Here is a 16,140-nt window from a genome sequence, read left to right as displayed (position 1 = left end):
GACGTGGATCTTCCTCGCGCACCGCGCATCAACCCCAGCATCCTCGCCGCCGACTTCGTGAACATGCAGCGTGATCTCGCGAAGATCGCCACGGCCGACTTCGCGCACGTCGACGTCATGGACAACCACTTCGTTCCGAACCTCACCTTCGGGCCGCAGATGGTCGAGAGGATCCAGGCGACCAGCCCGATCCCTCTCGACGTGCACCTGATGATCACCGACCCCGAGCGATGGGCCCCCGGCTATGCCGAGCTGGGAGCGGCGAGTGTCACGTTCCACCTCGAGGCGGCCGCCGACCCGATCTCACTCGCCCGCACGCTTCGCGGCATGGGCGCTCGCGCGGGCGTCGCGATCAAGCCCGACACTCCCGCAGAGGGCCTCTACAGCGTTCTCGAGGAGTTCGATCAGATCCTCGTCATGACCGTCGAGCCCGGCTTCGGCGGCCAGGGATTCATGCCCGAGACGATGCCGAAGCTCCGCGCCCTCGCGGACGAGGCGAAGCGGCGAGGTTCGAACGTCTGGCTGCAGGTCGACGGCGGCATCTCGGATGCGACGATCGAGGCCGCTGCGGCTGCCGGAGCCGACACTTTCGTCGCCGGGTCCGCCGTGTACGGCGCGGATGACGTCGAAGCTGCCGTCACTCGGCTCAGGGACCGCGCCAGAGCCGCTAGCCTGGAATCGTGAAGACTTTCGACGAGCTGTTCGCCGAGCTCAGCCTCAAGGCCGAGACCCGACCCGAGGGATCGGGGACGGTCGCAGAGCTCGACGGCGGTGTGCACACGATCGGCAAGAAGATCGTGGAAGAGGCCGCTGAGGTCTGGATGGCCTCCGAGTACGAATCCGATGAGGCCGCGGCCGAGGAGATCTCCCAGCTGCTCTACCACGTGCAGGTGATGATGATCGCGAAGGGCCTGAGCCTTCAGGACGTCTACCGACATCTGTGAAGCGCTCCGCCCCACTCGCTTCGATCTGAAGGCATCCCATGCTGCGCATTGCTGTTCCCAACAAGGGCTCTCTCTCCGAGACGGCCGCCGACATGCTCGCGGAGGCCGGCTACGCCGGTCGTCGTGATCCCAAGACCCTCCACGTCGTCGACACCGACAACGACGTCGAGTTCTTCTACCTCCGTCCCAAGGACATCGCCACCTACGTCGGCTCGGGAGCCATCGACGTCGGCATCACGGGTCGCGATCTGCTGCTCGATGCCCGGATGCCGGGTGCCCGCGAGATCGAGGCGCTCGGCTTCGCCGGATCCACGTTCCGCTTCGCTGCGCCCTCCGGTCGCTACACCGACGTCTCCGAGCTCGACGGGCTCCGCATCGCCACGTCATACCCCGGGCTGGTCGACGCCTTCCTCGACGAGCGCGGCATCGCGGTCGATCTCGTCCCGCTCGACGGAGCCGTGGAGTCGGCCGTGCGCCTCGGCGTCGCGGACGCCGTGGCGGACGTCGTCGAGACCGGCACGACCCTGCGTCAGGCGGGGCTCGACGTCTTCGGTCCCGTGATCCTCCAGTCCGAAGCGGTTCTGATCGCCGGCCCACAGGACGCCGAGGGTTCCGAGACGCTGCTGCGTCGGTTGCGCGGCGTGATGGTCGCCCGCCGATTCGTGATGATCGATTACGACCTGCCGTTGGCGCTGCTCGACGACGCGGTGAAGATCGCCGGGGGCATCGAGTCGCCGACGGTCTCACCACTGCGGGACCCGGAGTGGGTCGCGGTTCGCGTGATGGTCGCCCGGGCACGCGTGAACCCCGTGATGGACGCGCTGTACGCGCTCGGCGCCCGCGCGATCCTCGTCACGGCGATCCACAACGCGAGGCTCTGATGACGCTCGCGAGCCGCGTCATCCCCTGTCTCGATGTGGCCGACGGGCGCGTCGTCAAGGGTGTCAACTTCGAGAACCTCCGCGACATGGGCGACCCCGTCGAGCTCGCACGGCACTATGCGGCGCAGGGCGCTGACGAGATCACTTTTCTCGACGTCACAGCGACCGTCGATGCCCGCGCGACGACGTATGACGTGGTGCAGCGAACGGCGGAGCAGGTCTTCGTGCCGCTGACGGTCGGCGGGGGAGTGCGCAGCGTCGACGACGTGGCGCGTCTTCTCTCGGTAGGCGCTGACAAGGTCGGCGTCAATTCCGCCGCGATCGCGCGACCGGAGCTCATCGGCGAGATCGCCGATCGCTTCGGCGCGCAGGTGCTCGTGCTCTCGCTCGATGTCAAGCGCGCGGACACGACCCCCTCCGGGTTCGTGGTCACCACGCACGGTGGGCGCACGCAGACGACGCTCGACGCCCTCGACTGGGCGCGGGAGGCCGCTGAGCGCGGTGCCGGAGAGCTCCTGGTCAACTCGATCGACGCCGACGGCACCCGCGACGGCTTCGACCTCGAACTCGTGAAGCTCATGCGCGAGGCGGCATCCGTGCCGGTCATCGCCTCGGGCGGAGCCGGCAAGGCGTCCGACTTCGCGCCTGCGATCAAGGCGGGGGCGGATGCCGTGCTCGCAGCCAGCGTGTTCCACACCGGCGCTCTCACCGTCGGAGACGTGAAGGACGCGCTGCGCGCCGAGGGAGTGATCGTCCGATGACCGACATCGAGGAGCGGATCGCTCAGGTCGCCTTCAACGCCGACGGGCTCGCCCCGGTGATCGTGCAGCAGTGGGACACCGCAGAGGTCCTCATGCTCGCGTGGGTCGACGCCGAGGCGCTGCGCAGGACCCTCACCTCGGGCCGCGCCGTCTACTGGTCGCGGTCGCGGCAGGAGTACTGGCGCAAGGGCGACACCTCCGGCCACATCCAGGTCGTGCACGAGGCCCGCCTCGACTGCGACGGCGACGCGATCCTGCTCCGCGTCGACCAGACCGGACCCGCCTGCCACACCGGCACGCGCACCTGCTTCGACTCGAACGACCTCGAGGCCGTCGAAGGGGGCGCATCCGCATGACGTTCGCCCGTCGAGGCCGCTCCATCGCCGTCTCCGGCTTCCTGCTGTCGGGGGCGATCGGGATCATCTCGTCGACTCAGACCTGGCTGATCGTCGAGCGCGCGGACGCCGGCGAGGCGATCCTGGTTCCGGGAGCCTCCGCGCTGCCGCTTCTCGCACCGCTGAGCCTGGCCGTGCTCGCACTCGGCATCGCCCTGTCGATCGTGGGCCCCGTGGTCCGCCTCGTGTTCGGCGTGCTCGGCGCTGCCAGCGCTCTGTTCCTCGGGTGGACGACCTTCCAACTGCTGCTCTCCGAACCGTTGGGCGCCGTCGGACCGACGGTGACCGAGACCACCGGACTCGCGGGGAGCTCGGCGATCGCCGACGTCGTCGCGGGCATCGAGCTCTCGGCCTGGCCGGTCATGACGCTGATCGGGTGGGTTGTGCTGCTGGTCGCCGCCCTCGTGGTCCTGCTCACCTGGCGTCGCTGGAAGAAGGGCGGACGCCGCTATCGCACCGATGCCGCGCACGTCGAGGCCGCCGCGGGCCCTGTGGACGCGATCGATTCGTGGGACGACCTGTCTCGCGGAACCGACCCCACACGATGACCCCGATAGACTTGAACCGACCCACCACGTCGTCCCCCGGAGGAGACCATGACCAACCCGATCGCTGACCCCGGCCACGGACACTCGCCGGCAGCATGGACCGCCGTGATCATCATGCTCGCGGGCTTCACGATCGGCACGCTGGCATTCTGCCTCGCCGAGTTCAGCCCCGTGTGGGTCGCCCTGATCTGGGTCGGCGCCGCCATCGTCCCGATCGGCGCGCTCGTGGGCTGGCTGCTCGCGAAGGCCGGTTACGGCGTGAAGGGCCCCAAGTACTCGCCGAAGGCGCACTAATGGTCCTCGCCGACCTCACGGCCGGCGCAGTCGCTGACGCAGAACGTCGCGCACTCACCCGGCCGCTGGCCGAGGTGGAGCGCGATGCTCTGGCGCGCCCCGCCGCCAAAGACGCACTCTCCTTCCTCGCTCCTGCCGAGCGGGTCAAGATCATCGCCGAGGTCAAGCGCGCGAGCCCGTCTCGTGGCGCCCTCGCCGAGATTCCCGACCCGGCGCTGCAGGCGTCGCTGTACGAGACCGGGGGAGCCTCGGCCATCAGCGTCCTCACCGAGGAGCGCCGGTTCGGCGGCAGTCTGTCGGACCTCGAGGCGGTCACCGCGCGGGTCTCACTTCCGGTGCTCCGCAAGGACTTCATCGCGAACCGCTACCAGGTGCTCGAGGCGCGCGCCGCAGGTGCCGACCTCGTGCTGCTGATCGTCGCCGGCCTCGAGCGACCAGTGCTCGAGGACCTCTTCGGCTTCATCACCGAGCTCGGCATGACCCCCTTGGTCGAGACGCATTCGGCAGACGAACTCGAGGTCGCGATCGACCTCGGCGCGCCGCTGATCGGGGTCAACGCTCGCGACCTGAAGACCCTCGAGCTCGACCGCGACCTGTTCGGCCGTCTGGTCGAGCGCATCCCGGACTCCGCGGTCAAGATCGCCGAGTCCGCCGTGCTCACCCCCGCAGACGTCACGCACTACCGCTCTGCGGGTGCCGACGTCGTCCTGATCGGTGAGGCGCTCGTCACGGGCGACCCGGTCGCCACTCTCAAGAGCTTCCTGGAGGCGTGATGAGCCTGCGTGATCAGCATGGTCCACTGTTCGGCGACTACGGCGGACGGTATATGCCCGAATCGCTGATCGCCGCGATCGACGAGCTCTCCGCGGCATACGCCGACGCGATCGCCGACCCGGCCTTCCGCTCCGAGCTGGCGTCTCTGCTCAGCTCGTACGCGGGACGCCCGTCGCCGCTGACCGAGGTCGTGCGGTTCGCCGAGCACGCCGGCGGCGCGCGGGTCTTCCTCAAGCGCGAAGATCTCAACCACACCGGCTCGCACAAGATCAACAACGTGCTGGGTCAGGCGCTGCTCACCAAGCGCCTCGGCAAGACGCGCGTGATCGCCGAGACGGGTGCAGGCCAGCACGGCGTCGCCACGGCCACCGCCGCCGCGCTCTTCGGGCTCGAGTGCACGATCTACATGGGCGAGGTCGACACCGAGCGCCAGGCGCTCAATGTCGCGCGGATGCGACTGCTCGGCGCCGAGGTCATCGCGGTCACGTCGGGGTCCCGCACGCTGAAGGACGCCATCAACGACGCATACCGCGACTGGGTCGCGACCGTCGAGACCACAAACTACATCTTCGGCACCGCCGCGGGTCCGCATCCGTTCCCCGCGATGGTGCGCGACTTCCAGAAGATCATCGGCGAGGAGGCCCGTCAGCAGCTGCTCGACGAGGTCGGCCGTCTGCCCGACGCGGTGGTCGCATGCGTCGGTGGAGGGTCGAACGCCATCGGCATGTTCGATGCGTTCCTCGACGACGAGGGAGTGAAGCTCTACGGCGTCGAGGCCGCAGGCGACGGCGTCGACACGCCCCGTCACGCCGCGTCCATCGAGCGCGGACGCCCGGGCATCCTCCACGGCGCGAAGACCTACGTGCTGCAGGACGAGGACGGTCAGACCGTCGAGTCGCACTCGATCTCGGCCGGGCTCGACTACCCGGGTGTGGGCCCGGAGCACTCCTGGCTCGCCGACATCGGGCGAGCCGAGTACATCCCCGCCACAGACGACGAGGCCATGCAGTCGCTGCGACTGCTGAGTCGCACCGAGGGCATCATCCCCGCGATCGAGTCGGCACACGCGCTGGCCGGTGCGCTGCGCATCGGGCGTGAGCTCGGGCCGGATGCCGTGATCGCGATCTGCCTCTCGGGCCGCGGCGATAAGGACATGGACACCGCCGCACGCTACTTCGATCTCTACGACGCCGAGGCACTCGCGCACGACGTCGCCGAGGAGAGCGCCGAAGAGCAGTCGGTGTCGAAGGGGGAGCCGGAGCTGTGAGCCGCGTAGAACAGGCGATCGCCGCCGCGCACGACTCGGGTCGGAGCGCATTCGTCGGGTATCTCCCCGTCGGGTTCCCCGATCTCGAGACGAGCATCCAGGCCGCGATCGCCCTCGCCGAGAACGGCGTGGACATCATCGAGCTCGGCCCGCCCTACAGCGACCCCGTGATGGACGGCGCCGTGATCCAGGAGGCCACCACCGCTGCCCTCGCGAACGGGTTCAAGATGAAGGACCTCTTCACGGCGGTCCGGGCGATCACCGCCGCCACCGATGTCCCGGTGCTGGTGATGACGTACTGGAATCCGGTGTTCCAGTACGGCGTCGATCGCTACGCCGACGATCTGCTGGCGGCCGGCGGAGCAGGACTCATCACTCCCGACATCACACCCGATGTCGCGGGCGAGTGGATCGCCGCGAGCGAGCGGACAGGCCTCGACCGCGTCTTCCTCGCAGCCCCCACGTCGACCGATGAGCGTCTCGAGCTCGTCGTGAAGTCCTCGACGGGCTTCGTCTACACCGTCTCGACAATGGGTATCACGGGGGAGCGCACCGAACTCGATCGTGCGGCGCGCACGCTGGTCGGCCGACTGCGCCGACACGGCAGCATCCGCGCTTGCGTCGGCATCGGCATCTCGACGGCCGAGCAGATCGCGGGCGTCTCCGAGTATGCGGACGGCGCCATCGTCGGCACCGCACTCGTCCGAGCCCTTCGTGACGGCGGCATCACCGCCCTTGCGGAGGTCACCCGAAGCCTGGCGGTCGGCACGTCGTCGTCGCGCCCCGTACACGAGAACTAGAATCGCAATTATGTCCCTCGCGCTCCACAGCACCTTCAGCGGCGTGCTCGCCAGCATCCCGAGCCCCTCGGTCTCGTACATCGATCTGGGCCCGCTCCGGATCCACTTCTACGCGCTCTGCATCATCGCCGGCATCATCGCCGCCGTGCTGCTGACAAACCGCCGCCTCACCAAGCGCGGGGCAGAGCCGTGGGTCGTGATCGACATCTCGATCCTCGCCGTTCCGATCGCGATCATCGGCGCCCGCATCTTCCACGTGCTGACGCACCCGAACTTCTACTTCGGCGAGGGCAAGAACACTTGGAACCCGTTCGAGCCCGGTTCCGTCTGGGCGATCTGGGAGGGGGGCATCGCCATCTTCGGCGCCCTCATCGGTGGCGCCATCGGCGCGTACCTGGGCTGCCGCTGGACCGGCATCCGCTTCTGGACCTTCGCCGACGCGCTGGCACCCGGCCTCCTGCTCGCGCAGGCCATGGGTCGGTTCGGCAACTGGTTCAACAACGAGCTCTACGGGCTCCCGACCGACCTGCCGTGGGGTCTCGAGATCCCCTCCGACAACTCGGCGTTCCCCCCTGGTCTTCCCGAGGGCACGCTGTTCCACCCGACCTTCCTCTACGAAGTGATCTGGAACGTCCTCGGCGTCGTCGTGCTCCTGTGGCTGAGCCGCAAGGCGACCGCGTTCCAGTGGGGCAAGCTCTTCGCGATCTACCTCATCTGGTACAGCGCCGGCCGCGTCGTCTGGGAGTCGATCCGCATCGATCCGAGCGAGATCATCCTGGGGCTCCGCAGCAACGTCTGGGCTGCGATCATCGGCATCGTGGTGGGACTCGCGATCCTCGTGGTGCAGTCCCGCCGTCACCCCGGACTCGAGCCTTCGCCGTACCAGCCCGGTCGCGGCCGGAAGGACCTGGACGCTGATGTAGAATCGCAGGACAATACCTCCGATTTCGTGGACGTGAGTGAGCCTCCGTCCGAAGAAGTCGCCGCAGGAGCCAGCGCCACAAGCACCGCTCCCACGGATACGGAAGGCGCTCGATAGCCGACCGGTCCGTGCGGACCCCATCGCATCCACCCGGCCAATGACGTCCCCGGGTCATCTGAAGATCTGAGGACGGTACTGGTGTATTTTCAGCCTCCCTACGGCGCCTCCGGCGCTTACCCGCCGAAGCAGGGCATGTACAACCCGGCGTTCGAGAAGGACGCCTGTGGCCTGGCCATGGTCGCGACCCTTCGTGGCGAAGCCGGCCACGACATCATCGCGCTGGCGCTCGAAGCGCTGCGCAACCTCGAGCACCGCGGTGCGATCGGCTCGGATGCCGGCACCGGAGACGGCGCGGGCATCCTGACGCAGATGCCCGACGCGTTCCTGCGAGCGGTCACCGATTTCGAACTGCCCCCGGTCGGCGAATACGCCGCGGGTCTGGCGTTCCTCCCGCGTGACTCCAGCGAACGCCGCCAGCAGAAGGCCGGCATCGAGAAGATCGCCCGCGCCGAGGGCCTCCGGGTCCTCGGATGGCGTGAGGTGCCCACGGTCAACGACAACCTGGGCAAGCTCGCCGACGAGGCGCGCCCCGCCTTCGAGCAGCTCTTCGTGAGCGCCGGGGGAGCGACGCACTCGCAGGCCCCTCTGACGGGGATCGCCCTCGACCGCGTCGCCTACCGCCTGCGTAAGCGCGCCGGGCACGAGCTCGGCGCCTACTTCGTGTCGCTGTCGGCCCGCACCCTCGGATACAAGGGCATGGTCACGACCCTGCAGCTCGAGCCGTTCTACCCCGACCTGCAGGACGAGCGCTTCATGTCCGAGCTCGCGGTCGTGCACTCGCGCTACTCGACCAACACGTTCCCGTCGTGGCCGCTCGCGCAGCCGCTGCGGATGCTCGCGCACAACGGCGAGATCAACACGGTCGGCGGAAACCGCAACTGGATGCGCGCCCGTCAGTCCCAGCTCGAGTCCGAGCTGCTCGGCGACGTCGCGCCCCTGCTGCCGATCTGCACCGACGGGGCCAGCGACTCGGCGTCCTTCGACGAGGTGCTCGAGCTGCTGACCCTCACAGGACGCAGCCTCCCGCACGCCATCATGATGATGGTCCCGGAGGCCTACGAGAAGCAGTCCGACATCTCGCCCGAGCTGCGCTCGTTCTACGAGTACCACTCGAACCAGATGGAGCCGTGGGACGGTCCCGCAGCCCTCATCTTCACCGACGGCACGGTCGTCGGTGCGACGCTCGACCGCAACGGACTGCGCCCGGGGCGCTGGACCGAGACCACCGACGGCCTGATCGTGATCGGCTCCGAAACCGGTGTGCTCACGTTCGAGCCCGAGCGCATCAAGCGCCGCGGGCGCCTGCAGCCCGGCAAGATGTTCCTCGTCGACACGGCGCAGAAGCGCATCATCGAGGACGAAGAGGTCAAGCATGACCTCGCCACCATGCACCCCTGGCAGGAGTGGCTGGATGCCGGATCGGTGCGTCTCGCCGATCTCCCCGAGCGTGAGCACATCGTGCACCCGCCGGCATCGATCACCCGTCGTCAGCGCACCTTCGGCTACACCGAGGAAGAGGTGCGGATCCTCCTCACCCCGATGGGGCAGACCGGGATGGAGCCGCTGGGCGCCATGGGATCGGACACCCCGATCGCCGTGCTCAGCAAGCGTCCGCGCCTGCTCTTCGACTACTTCACGCAGCAGTTCGCGCAGGTCACCAACCCGCCGCTGGACTCGATCCGCGAAGAGGTCGTCACCAGCCTGAAGCTCGGCCTCGGCCCCGAGAGCAACCTGCTCACCTGGGGACCCGACCACACCCGCACGGTGTCGCTCGACTTCCCGGTGATCGACAACGACGAGCTGGCGAAGATCCGCCACATCGACAAGGCGATGCCCGATCGCTCCAGCGTGACGATCAAGGGCCTGTATCACTTCGACGCGGGGTCGAACACGCTCGAGAAGCGTCTGACAGAGATGTGCGACGAGGTCGACGAGGCCATCGAGCAGGGTGCCGAGTTCATCATCCTGTCCGACCGCGACTCGAACAAGGATCTGACCCCGATCCCGTCGCTGCTCATGGTCTCGGCCGTGCACCACCACCTGATCCGTCGTGAGAACCGTATGAAGGTCGGTCTGATCGTCGAGGCCGGTGACGTCCGCGAGGTCCACCATGTCGCGACCCTGATCGGCTACGGTGCCTCGGCGGTGAACCCGTACCTCGCGATGGAGACGGTGGAGCACCTCGTGCGCACCGGCTACATCACGGGCATCAGCCCCGAGAAGGCCGTCCGCAACCTGATCTACGCGCTCGGCAAGGGCGTGCTGAAGATCATGTCGAAGATGGGCATCTCCACGGTGTCCTCGTACGCGGGTGCCCAGGTGTTCGAGGCCGTCGGTCTGAGCGAGGAGTTCATCGACCGCTACTTCACGCGCACCGAGTCGAAGCTCGGCGGGATCGGCATCCAAGAGATCTTCATCGAGAACCAGGCGCGTCACGACTACGCCTATCCCGAAGACGAGGCCGCTCGTGCCCACGAGCGTCTGTGGACCGGCGGCGAGTACCAGTGGCGTCGTGACGGCTCGCCGCACCTCTTCAACCCCGAGACCGTGTTCAAGCTGCAGCACGCCACGCGCGAGCGCCGCTTCGACATCTTCCGCGAGTACACCAAGCTCGTCGACGACCAGGCCGCCGAGCTCAAGACGCTGCGTGGACTGTTCACGCTGCGCACAGGCACCCGCAAGGCGGTTCCGCTCGACGAGGTCGAGCCTGTGTCCGCGATCGTCAAGCGCTTCTCCACGGGGGCCATGAGCTACGGCTCGATCTCCAAGGAGGCGCACGAGACCCTCGCGATCGCCATGAACCGGATCGGCGGCAAGTCGAACACCGGTGAAGGCGGCGAGGACGCCGACCGTCTGCTCGACCCCGAGCGTCGCAGCGCCATCAAGCAGGTCGCATCGGGGCGCTTCGGCGTCACGAGCCTGTACCTCACCGAGGCCGACGACATCCAGATCAAGCTCGCTCAGGGCGCCAAGCCCGGCGAAGGCGGTCAGCTGCCCCCGCAGAAGGTCTACCCCTGGGTCGCCCGCACGCGTGGCGGTACGCCGGGTGTCGGTCTGATCTCGCCCCCTCCGCACCACGACATCTACTCGATCGAAGATCTCAAGCAGCTCATCTTCGACCTGAAGCGGGCGAACCCCGAGGCGCGCATCCACACCAAGCTCGTCAGCCAGTCCGGCATCGGAGCGGTCTCCGCGGGCGTCGCCAAGGCGCTCAGCGACGTCATCCTCGTGTCCGGTCACGACGGAGGCACGGGTGCGAGCCCGATGAACTCCCTCAAGCACGCGGGAACCCCGTGGGAGCTCGGTCTTGCCGAGACGCAGCAGACGCTCATGCTCAACGGCATGCGCGACCGCGTGGTGGTGCAGGTCGACGGTCAGCTGAAGACAGGCCGCGACGTCATCATCGGCGCGCTGCTCGGCGCGGAGGAATTCGGTTTCGCCACCGCACCCCTCGTCGTCAGCGGTTGCATCATGATGCGCGTCTGCCATCTCGACACCTGCCCCGTGGGCGTGGCCACCCAGAACCCGGTTCTTCGTGAGCGCTTCACGGGCAAGCCGGAGTTCGTGGTGAACTTCATGGAGTTCATCGCTGAAGAGGTGCGCGAGCTGCTCGCAGAGCTCGGCTTCCGCTCGATCGACGAGATCGTCGGACGCGCAGAGCTGATCGAGGCGAACGCGGCCCTGGAGCACTGGAAGGCCGAGGGCCTCGACCTGAGCCCGGTGCTCGAAGGACCGGCGTTCCCGGCGAGCGAGCCGCGTCGCAGCCGCCGCACCCAGGATCACGAGCTCGAGAAGCACTTCGACGTGCAGCTGATCGACATCGCGAAGCCCGCTCTCCTGAACGGCGAGCCGGTGGTCGTCGAGCTGCCGATCGCCAACACCGAGCGTGCGGTCGGCACCATGTTGGGCCACCAGGTCACGTCTCGTCACGGCGCCGCAGGGCTCCCCAGCGGCACGATCGACGTCACTCTGCACGGCACCGCCGGTCAGTCGCTCGGTGCGTTCCTGCCCTCGGGCATCGTGCTTCGTCTCGAAGGCGACGCGAACGACTACGTCGGCAAGGGGCTGTCGGGTGGTGACATCACGATCCGTCCGGCACGGGGCTCGGCCATCGAGCCGCACGAGAACGTGATCGCCGGTAACGTGATCGGCTACGGCGCGACGGCGGGGACCATGTTCCTGTCGGGTGTCGTCGGCGAACGATTCCTCGTGAGGAACTCGGGAGCCACCGCTGTCGTGGAGGGCGTGGGAGACCACGCACTCGAGTACATGACGGGCGGCGTCGCGGTGATCCTCGGATCGACGGGCCGCAACCTCGGTGCCGGTATGTCCGGGGGAGTGGCCTACATCCACTCGCTCGACACCGGCAAGGTGAACGCGCAGTCGCTCGGCAGCGGCGAGCTTCGGCTCGAGCCGCTCGACCGCGCCGATCTCGAGGTGCTGCGCAGCCTGATCGTCGCACACGTGGAGAAGACGGCATCGCCGCTCGGATCCGACATCCTGGCGCGGTTCGATGAGACCGCCGGCCAGTTCACGAAGGTGCTTCCGCGGGACTACGCCGCAGTGCGCAGCATGCGCGAGGAAGCAGTCGCCGAGGGCATCGATCCCGACGGCGACATCGTCTGGAACCGCATCCTGGAGGTGACCGGTGGCTGACCCCAAAGGCTTTCTGAAGACCACGGAGCGTGAGCTCCCGAAGCGTCGCCCCGTGCCGGTGCGCATCATGGACTGGAAAGAGGTCTACGAGGCGGGCGATCAGGCGGTCCTTAAGCGCCAGGCCGGTCGCTGCATGGACTGCGGTGTGCCGTTCTGCCACCAGGGCTGCCCGCTCGGGAACCTGATCCCCGAGTGGAACGACCTGACCTGGCGTGGTGAGGGGCGCGCGGCGATCGATCGCCTGCACGCCACGAACAACTTCCCGGAGTTCACGGGTCGTCTGTGCCCCGCCCCGTGTGAGAGCTCGTGCGTGCTCGGCATCAACCAGCCCGCGGTCACGATCAAGCAGATCGAGGTCTCGATCATCGACGAGGCCTTCGCCAAGGGCTGGGTCGAGCCGCAGCCTCCTGCTCGGCTGACCGGCAAGACGGTCGCCGTCGTCGGCTCCGGCCCCGCAGGTCTCGCCGCCGCTCAGCAGCTGACCCGCGCCGGCCACACCGTCGCGGTCTTCGAGCGCGACGACCGCATCGGCGGCCTCCTGCGCTACGGCATCCCCGACTTCAAGATGGAGAAGGGGCAGCTGGAATCGCGCCTTCGCCAGATGCAGGAAGAGGGCACCCGCTTCCGCGCCGGCGTCGAGATCGGCAAGGACATCTCGTGGGCCGATCTCCGGGCGCGCTATGACGCGATCGTGATCGCCACCGGATCGACGGTTCCCCGCGACCTGTCCATTCCCGGCCGCGATCTCGACGGCGTGCACTTCGCGATGGAGTACCTCGTCGAGTCCAACCACGCTGTGGCCGGTGACAAGGTCCCCGAGCAGATCACGGCCGAGGGCAAGCACGTCATCGTCATCGGCGGTGGAGACACCGGTGCGGACTGCATCGGCACGGCGCACCGTCAGGGCGCGCTGAGTGTCACCAACCTCGCGATCGGCAAGCAGCCTGGCACCGAGCGTCCGGGGCACCAGCCCTGGCCGATGATGCCGACGCTGTTCGAGGTCGCCTCCGCTCACGAAGAGGGTGGTGAGCGCGTCTTCCTCGCCTCCACCGTCGAGTTCCTCTCGAACGACGTGGGAGAGGTCCGTGCGCTGCGCGTCGCCGAGACCGAGTTCATCGACGGCCGTCGCGTGCCCAAGAGCGGCACTGAGCGCGAGATCCCCGCGGACCTCGTCCTCATCGCGATGGGCTTCACCGGCCCCGAGCAGGACGGCTACACCGAGGACACGCTCCCGCAGCTGACCGACCGCGGCGCCTTCCGCCGCGACGACAGCTACGAGTCCACCGTTCCCGGCGTCTTCGTCGCCGGAGACGCGGGCCGCGGGCAGTCGCTCATCGTCTGGGCGATCGCCGAAGGACGTGCGGCGGCGGCGAACGTCGACCGGTTCCTCATGGGAACCACCGTGCTCCCCGAGCCGGTGCGTCCGCATGAAGTCGCTATCGGCCTTCAGCCCGCGTAGGCTGAGCCGCGGCACCGTCGCCTGATTTCCATCCCCCACTACCCTGGAGCAATCTTTGAGACGCGCGAAAATCGTCGCCACCCTGGGCCCCGCCACATCCACGTATGAGACCGTCCGTGCACTCATCGACGCCGGCGTGGACGTCGCCCGTCTGAACCTCAGCCACGGTGACTACTCCGTGCACGAGAACAACTACGCCAACGTGCGTCGGGCAGCCGACGACGCGGGCCGCGCCGTCGCCATCCTCGTCGACCTGCAGGGACCGAAGATCCGCCTGGGCAAGTTCGAGGCCGGCCCCTACGAGCTCGCCAAGGGCGACATCTTCAAGATCACGACCGAAGACATCATCGGCAACAAGGACATCTGCGGCACGACGTTCAAGGGCCTGCCCCAGGACGTCAAGCCGGGCGACTTCCTGCTGATCGACGACGGCAAGGTCCGCGTCGAGGTCGTCGAGACCGACGGCGTCACCGTCACCACGCGCGTCATCGTCGCCGGAGCCGTGTCCAACAACAAGGGCATCAACCTCCCCGGTGTCGCGGTCAACGTCCCCGCTCTGAGCGAGAAGGACGAGGACGACCTCCGCTGGGGTCTGCGCATCGGCGCCGACCTCATCGCCCTGTCGTTCGTCCGCAACGCGGAGGACGTCAGTCGCGTGCACGAGATCATGGCCGAGGAGGGCGTCAAGGTCCCCGTCATCGCCAAGGTCGAGAAGCCGCAGGCCGTCGACGCGCTCGAGGGGATCGTCGACGCGTTCGACGCGATCATGGTCGCCCGCGGTGACCTCGGCGTCGAGCTCCCGCTCGAGGCCGTGCCGATCGTGCAGAAGCGCGCCGTCGAGCTGGCGCGCCGCATGGCGAAGCCGGTCATCGTCGCGACGCAGATGCTCGAGTCGATGATCAACAGCCCCGTGCCCACGCGCGCCGAGACCTCGGACGTCGCGAACGCGGTTCTCGACGGTGCCGATGCCGTGATGCTCTCGGGCGAGACCAGCGTGGGCGACTACCCGATCGTCGTGGTCGAGACCATGGCCCGCATCATCGAGTCGACCGAGGAGCATGGCCTGGAGCGCATCGCGCCCCTGACGACCAAGCCCCGCACGCAGGGAGGTGCGATCACCCTCGCCGCCCTCGAGGTAGCCGAGTTCGTCGAAGCGAAGTACCTCTGCGTCTTCACCCAGTCCGGCGATTCGGCGCGTCGTCTGTCGCGGCTGCGCTCGCGCATCCCGATGATCGCGTTCACGCCTGAGCCGAACATCCGTCGCCGTATGGCACTGACCTGGGGCATCCAGTCGAAGCTCGTGGACATGGTCCAGCACACCGACCTGATGTACCTGCAGGTCGACGACTACCTGCTCTCGAGCGGCCTCGCCGTCGAGGGAGACAAGGTCGTCGTCATCTCCGGTTCTCCTCCCGGAATCGTGGGGTCTACCAACGACATCCGCGTGCACAAGGTCGGGGACGCCGTGAACGGCGCGGCTCCGATCTACAAGGAAGCCACGGTCTGACCGGATTTCACAGCGAAGGGGCGGAACGATTGTTCCGCCCCTTCGTCGTACCCCGGGGCGGCGCCGCGCCTACGATCACCTCCGGCGTATCGTCGAGCGGGACGCACCTGCGTCGACGAGAGTGGCAGGGGAGTGGATCATCTTTCTCGTGAAGAGAGCCGGGTGGTGGATCGCCGACTACGCGTATGCCGTGTACTGGCAGTTCCGGGCGGCCTTCGATCGACAGGACGCGAAAGCATTCGAGACCGGTGATGCTGCACCGCTGCTCATCCTTCCGGGGGTCTACGAGACCTGGAGGTTCATGCAGCCGCTGATCACCGCGCTGCATGATCGCGGTCATCCCGTTCACGTCCTCGACGGTCTCGAACGCAATCAGCGGCCGGTGCACGACGCCGCGCGGGTCGTGGAGGAGTTCCTCGAGACGAACCGGATGACCGATGTGATCCTCGTCGCTCACAGCAAGGGCGGGCTTGCGGGAAAGCTCGCGATGGCCGGTGTCTCCGGAGGCCGCATCCGTGCCATGCTCGCGGTCGCCACGCCGTTCGGCGGTTCCCGTTACGCGCGGCTCCTCCCAGTCCGCTCGCTGTGGGCGTTCTCGCCTTCGGACCCGTCGATCGTCGAGCTCGCGAAGCATCTCGAGGTGAACGAGAGGATCGTGTCGGTGTATGCCGTCTTCGACCCGCACATCCCCGAGGGGAGCGAGCTGGTCGGTGCACGCAAGAACGTGCGCATCGAGACCGGTGGGCACTTCCGGATCCTGGCGGACCCTCGCGTCCTCGCCGAGGTCGCCGGCCTCGCCGAGGGCTGATCCG

15 protein-coding genes are annotated in these 16,140 nt (G+C 67.9%); all 15 read left to right on the top strand.

All coding sequences use genetic code 11. From position 1 onward, the window contains the following. Nucleotides 1–3: 3 nt before the first annotated feature. The 15 genes from rpe to RQG77_RS13300 all read left to right on the top strand — a co-directional run bounded on the left by rpe (nucleotide 4) and on the right by RQG77_RS13300 (nucleotide 16,136). Nucleotides 4–684, top strand: coding sequence for a ribulose-phosphate 3-epimerase (gene rpe / locus RQG77_RS13370; RefSeq protein WP_311245128.1), 681 nt, complete (start codon nucleotides 4–6; stop codon nucleotides 682–684). Next, a complete protein-coding gene (locus tag RQG77_RS13365) occupies nucleotides 681–944 on the top strand; it encodes a phosphoribosyl-ATP diphosphatase (protein WP_056307688.1) in 264 nt (87 codons plus the stop codon). Before rpe ends, RQG77_RS13365 begins: the two co-directional genes overlap by 4 nt. A gap of 38 nt (nucleotides 945–982) precedes the next feature. Beyond that, the gene (hisG, locus tag RQG77_RS13360; RefSeq protein WP_056509944.1) at nucleotides 983–1,825 is read left to right on the top strand and encodes an ATP phosphoribosyltransferase; all 843 of its coding nucleotides are present in this window, start codon (nucleotides 983–985) and stop codon (nucleotides 1,823–1,825) included. Continuing rightward, complete coding sequence (hisF, locus tag RQG77_RS13355) at nucleotides 1,825–2,586, top strand: imidazole glycerol phosphate synthase subunit HisF (RefSeq protein WP_311245127.1); 762 nt, start codon at nucleotides 1,825–1,827, stop codon at nucleotides 2,584–2,586. The genes hisG and hisF overlap by 1 nt, the downstream gene beginning before the upstream one ends. Further along, nucleotides 2,583–2,942: a phosphoribosyl-AMP cyclohydrolase gene (gene hisI, locus RQG77_RS13350; RefSeq protein WP_311245126.1), complete on the top strand. Its 360-nt coding sequence runs from the start codon at nucleotides 2,583–2,585 to the stop codon at nucleotides 2,940–2,942. The genes hisF and hisI overlap by 4 nt, the downstream gene beginning before the upstream one ends. Further along, nucleotides 2,939–3,529: a Trp biosynthesis-associated membrane protein gene (locus RQG77_RS13345; protein ID WP_311245125.1), complete on the top strand. Its 591-nt coding sequence runs from the start codon at nucleotides 2,939–2,941 to the stop codon at nucleotides 3,527–3,529. The genes hisI and RQG77_RS13345 overlap by 4 nt, the downstream gene beginning before the upstream one ends. Before the next feature lie 48 nt (nucleotides 3,530–3,577). Next, complete coding sequence (locus tag RQG77_RS13340) at nucleotides 3,578–3,823, top strand: HGxxPAAW family protein (protein ID WP_056307697.1); 246 nt, start codon at nucleotides 3,578–3,580, stop codon at nucleotides 3,821–3,823. Next, nucleotides 3,823–4,596: an indole-3-glycerol phosphate synthase TrpC gene (gene trpC / locus RQG77_RS13335; RefSeq protein WP_311245124.1), complete on the top strand. Its 774-nt coding sequence runs from the start codon at nucleotides 3,823–3,825 to the stop codon at nucleotides 4,594–4,596. Before RQG77_RS13340 ends, trpC begins: the two co-directional genes overlap by 1 nt. After that, on the top strand, nucleotides 4,596–5,864 hold the full coding sequence (gene trpB / locus RQG77_RS13330; protein WP_311245123.1) for a tryptophan synthase subunit beta: 1,269 nt from the start codon (nucleotides 4,596–4,598) through the stop codon (nucleotides 5,862–5,864). Before trpC ends, trpB begins: the two co-directional genes overlap by 1 nt. Then, nucleotides 5,861–6,664: a tryptophan synthase subunit alpha gene (gene trpA / locus RQG77_RS13325; protein ID WP_311245122.1), complete on the top strand. Its 804-nt coding sequence runs from the start codon at nucleotides 5,861–5,863 to the stop codon at nucleotides 6,662–6,664. Before trpB ends, trpA begins: the two co-directional genes overlap by 4 nt. Nucleotides 6,665–6,674: 10 nt before the next feature. After that, entirely contained in the window at nucleotides 6,675–7,703 is a 1,029-nt protein-coding gene (gene lgt, locus RQG77_RS13320; protein WP_311245121.1) for a prolipoprotein diacylglyceryl transferase, read from the top strand. Nucleotides 7,704–7,838: 135 nt separating this feature from the next. Further along, nucleotides 7,839–12,362 (top strand): glutamate synthase large subunit, encoded by a 4,524-nt coding sequence (gene gltB / locus RQG77_RS13315; protein WP_311245232.1) that lies wholly within the window; start codon nucleotides 7,839–7,841, stop codon nucleotides 12,360–12,362. Continuing rightward, nucleotides 12,355–13,821, top strand: a complete 1,467-nt coding sequence (locus tag RQG77_RS13310; RefSeq protein WP_120492942.1) for a glutamate synthase subunit beta — start codon at nucleotides 12,355–12,357, stop codon at nucleotides 13,819–13,821. Before gltB ends, RQG77_RS13310 begins: the two co-directional genes overlap by 8 nt. A 55-nt stretch (nucleotides 13,822–13,876) precedes the next feature. Then, nucleotides 13,877–15,328, top strand: a complete 1,452-nt coding sequence (pyk, locus tag RQG77_RS13305; RefSeq protein ID WP_311245120.1) for a pyruvate kinase — start codon at nucleotides 13,877–13,879, stop codon at nucleotides 15,326–15,328. Between the two features lie 148 nt (nucleotides 15,329–15,476). After that, entirely contained in the window at nucleotides 15,477–16,136 is a 660-nt protein-coding gene (locus RQG77_RS13300; RefSeq protein ID WP_311245119.1) for an alpha/beta hydrolase, read from the top strand. Nucleotides 16,137–16,140 lie beyond the last annotated feature (4 nt).

Source organism: Microbacterium sp. WCS2018Hpa-23 (genome assembly GCF_031843845.1).
GTDB lineage: Bacteria > Actinomycetota > Actinomycetes > Actinomycetales > Microbacteriaceae > Microbacterium.
Note: the sequence above shows the minus strand (reverse complement) of the source record. Positions and strands in the feature narration are given on the sequence as shown.

Bases quoted from the DNA above. Each gene is read 5' to 3' on its own strand.
- hisG (WP_056509944.1), top strand. From the start codon at position 983: ATGCTGCGCATTGCTGTTCCCAACAAGGGCTCTCTCTCCGAGACGGCC.
- hisF (WP_311245127.1), top strand. From the start codon at position 1,825: ATGACGCTCGCGAGCCGCGTCATCCCCTGTCTCGATGTGGCCGACGGG.
- hisI (WP_311245126.1), top strand. From the start codon at position 2,583: ATGACCGACATCGAGGAGCGGATCGCTCAGGTCGCCTTCAACGCCGAC.
- RQG77_RS13345 (WP_311245125.1), top strand. From the start codon at position 2,939: ATGACGTTCGCCCGTCGAGGCCGCTCCATCGCCGTCTCCGGCTTCCTG.
- RQG77_RS13340 (WP_056307697.1), top strand. From the start codon at position 3,578: ATGACCAACCCGATCGCTGACCCCGGCCACGGACACTCGCCGGCAGCA.
- trpC (WP_311245124.1), top strand. From the start codon at position 3,823: ATGGTCCTCGCCGACCTCACGGCCGGCGCAGTCGCTGACGCAGAACGT.
- trpB (WP_311245123.1), top strand. From the start codon at position 4,596: ATGAGCCTGCGTGATCAGCATGGTCCACTGTTCGGCGACTACGGCGGA.
- lgt (WP_311245121.1), top strand. From the start codon at position 6,675: ATGTCCCTCGCGCTCCACAGCACCTTCAGCGGCGTGCTCGCCAGCATC.
- gltB (WP_311245232.1), top strand. From the start codon at position 7,839: ATGTACAACCCGGCGTTCGAGAAGGACGCCTGTGGCCTGGCCATGGTC.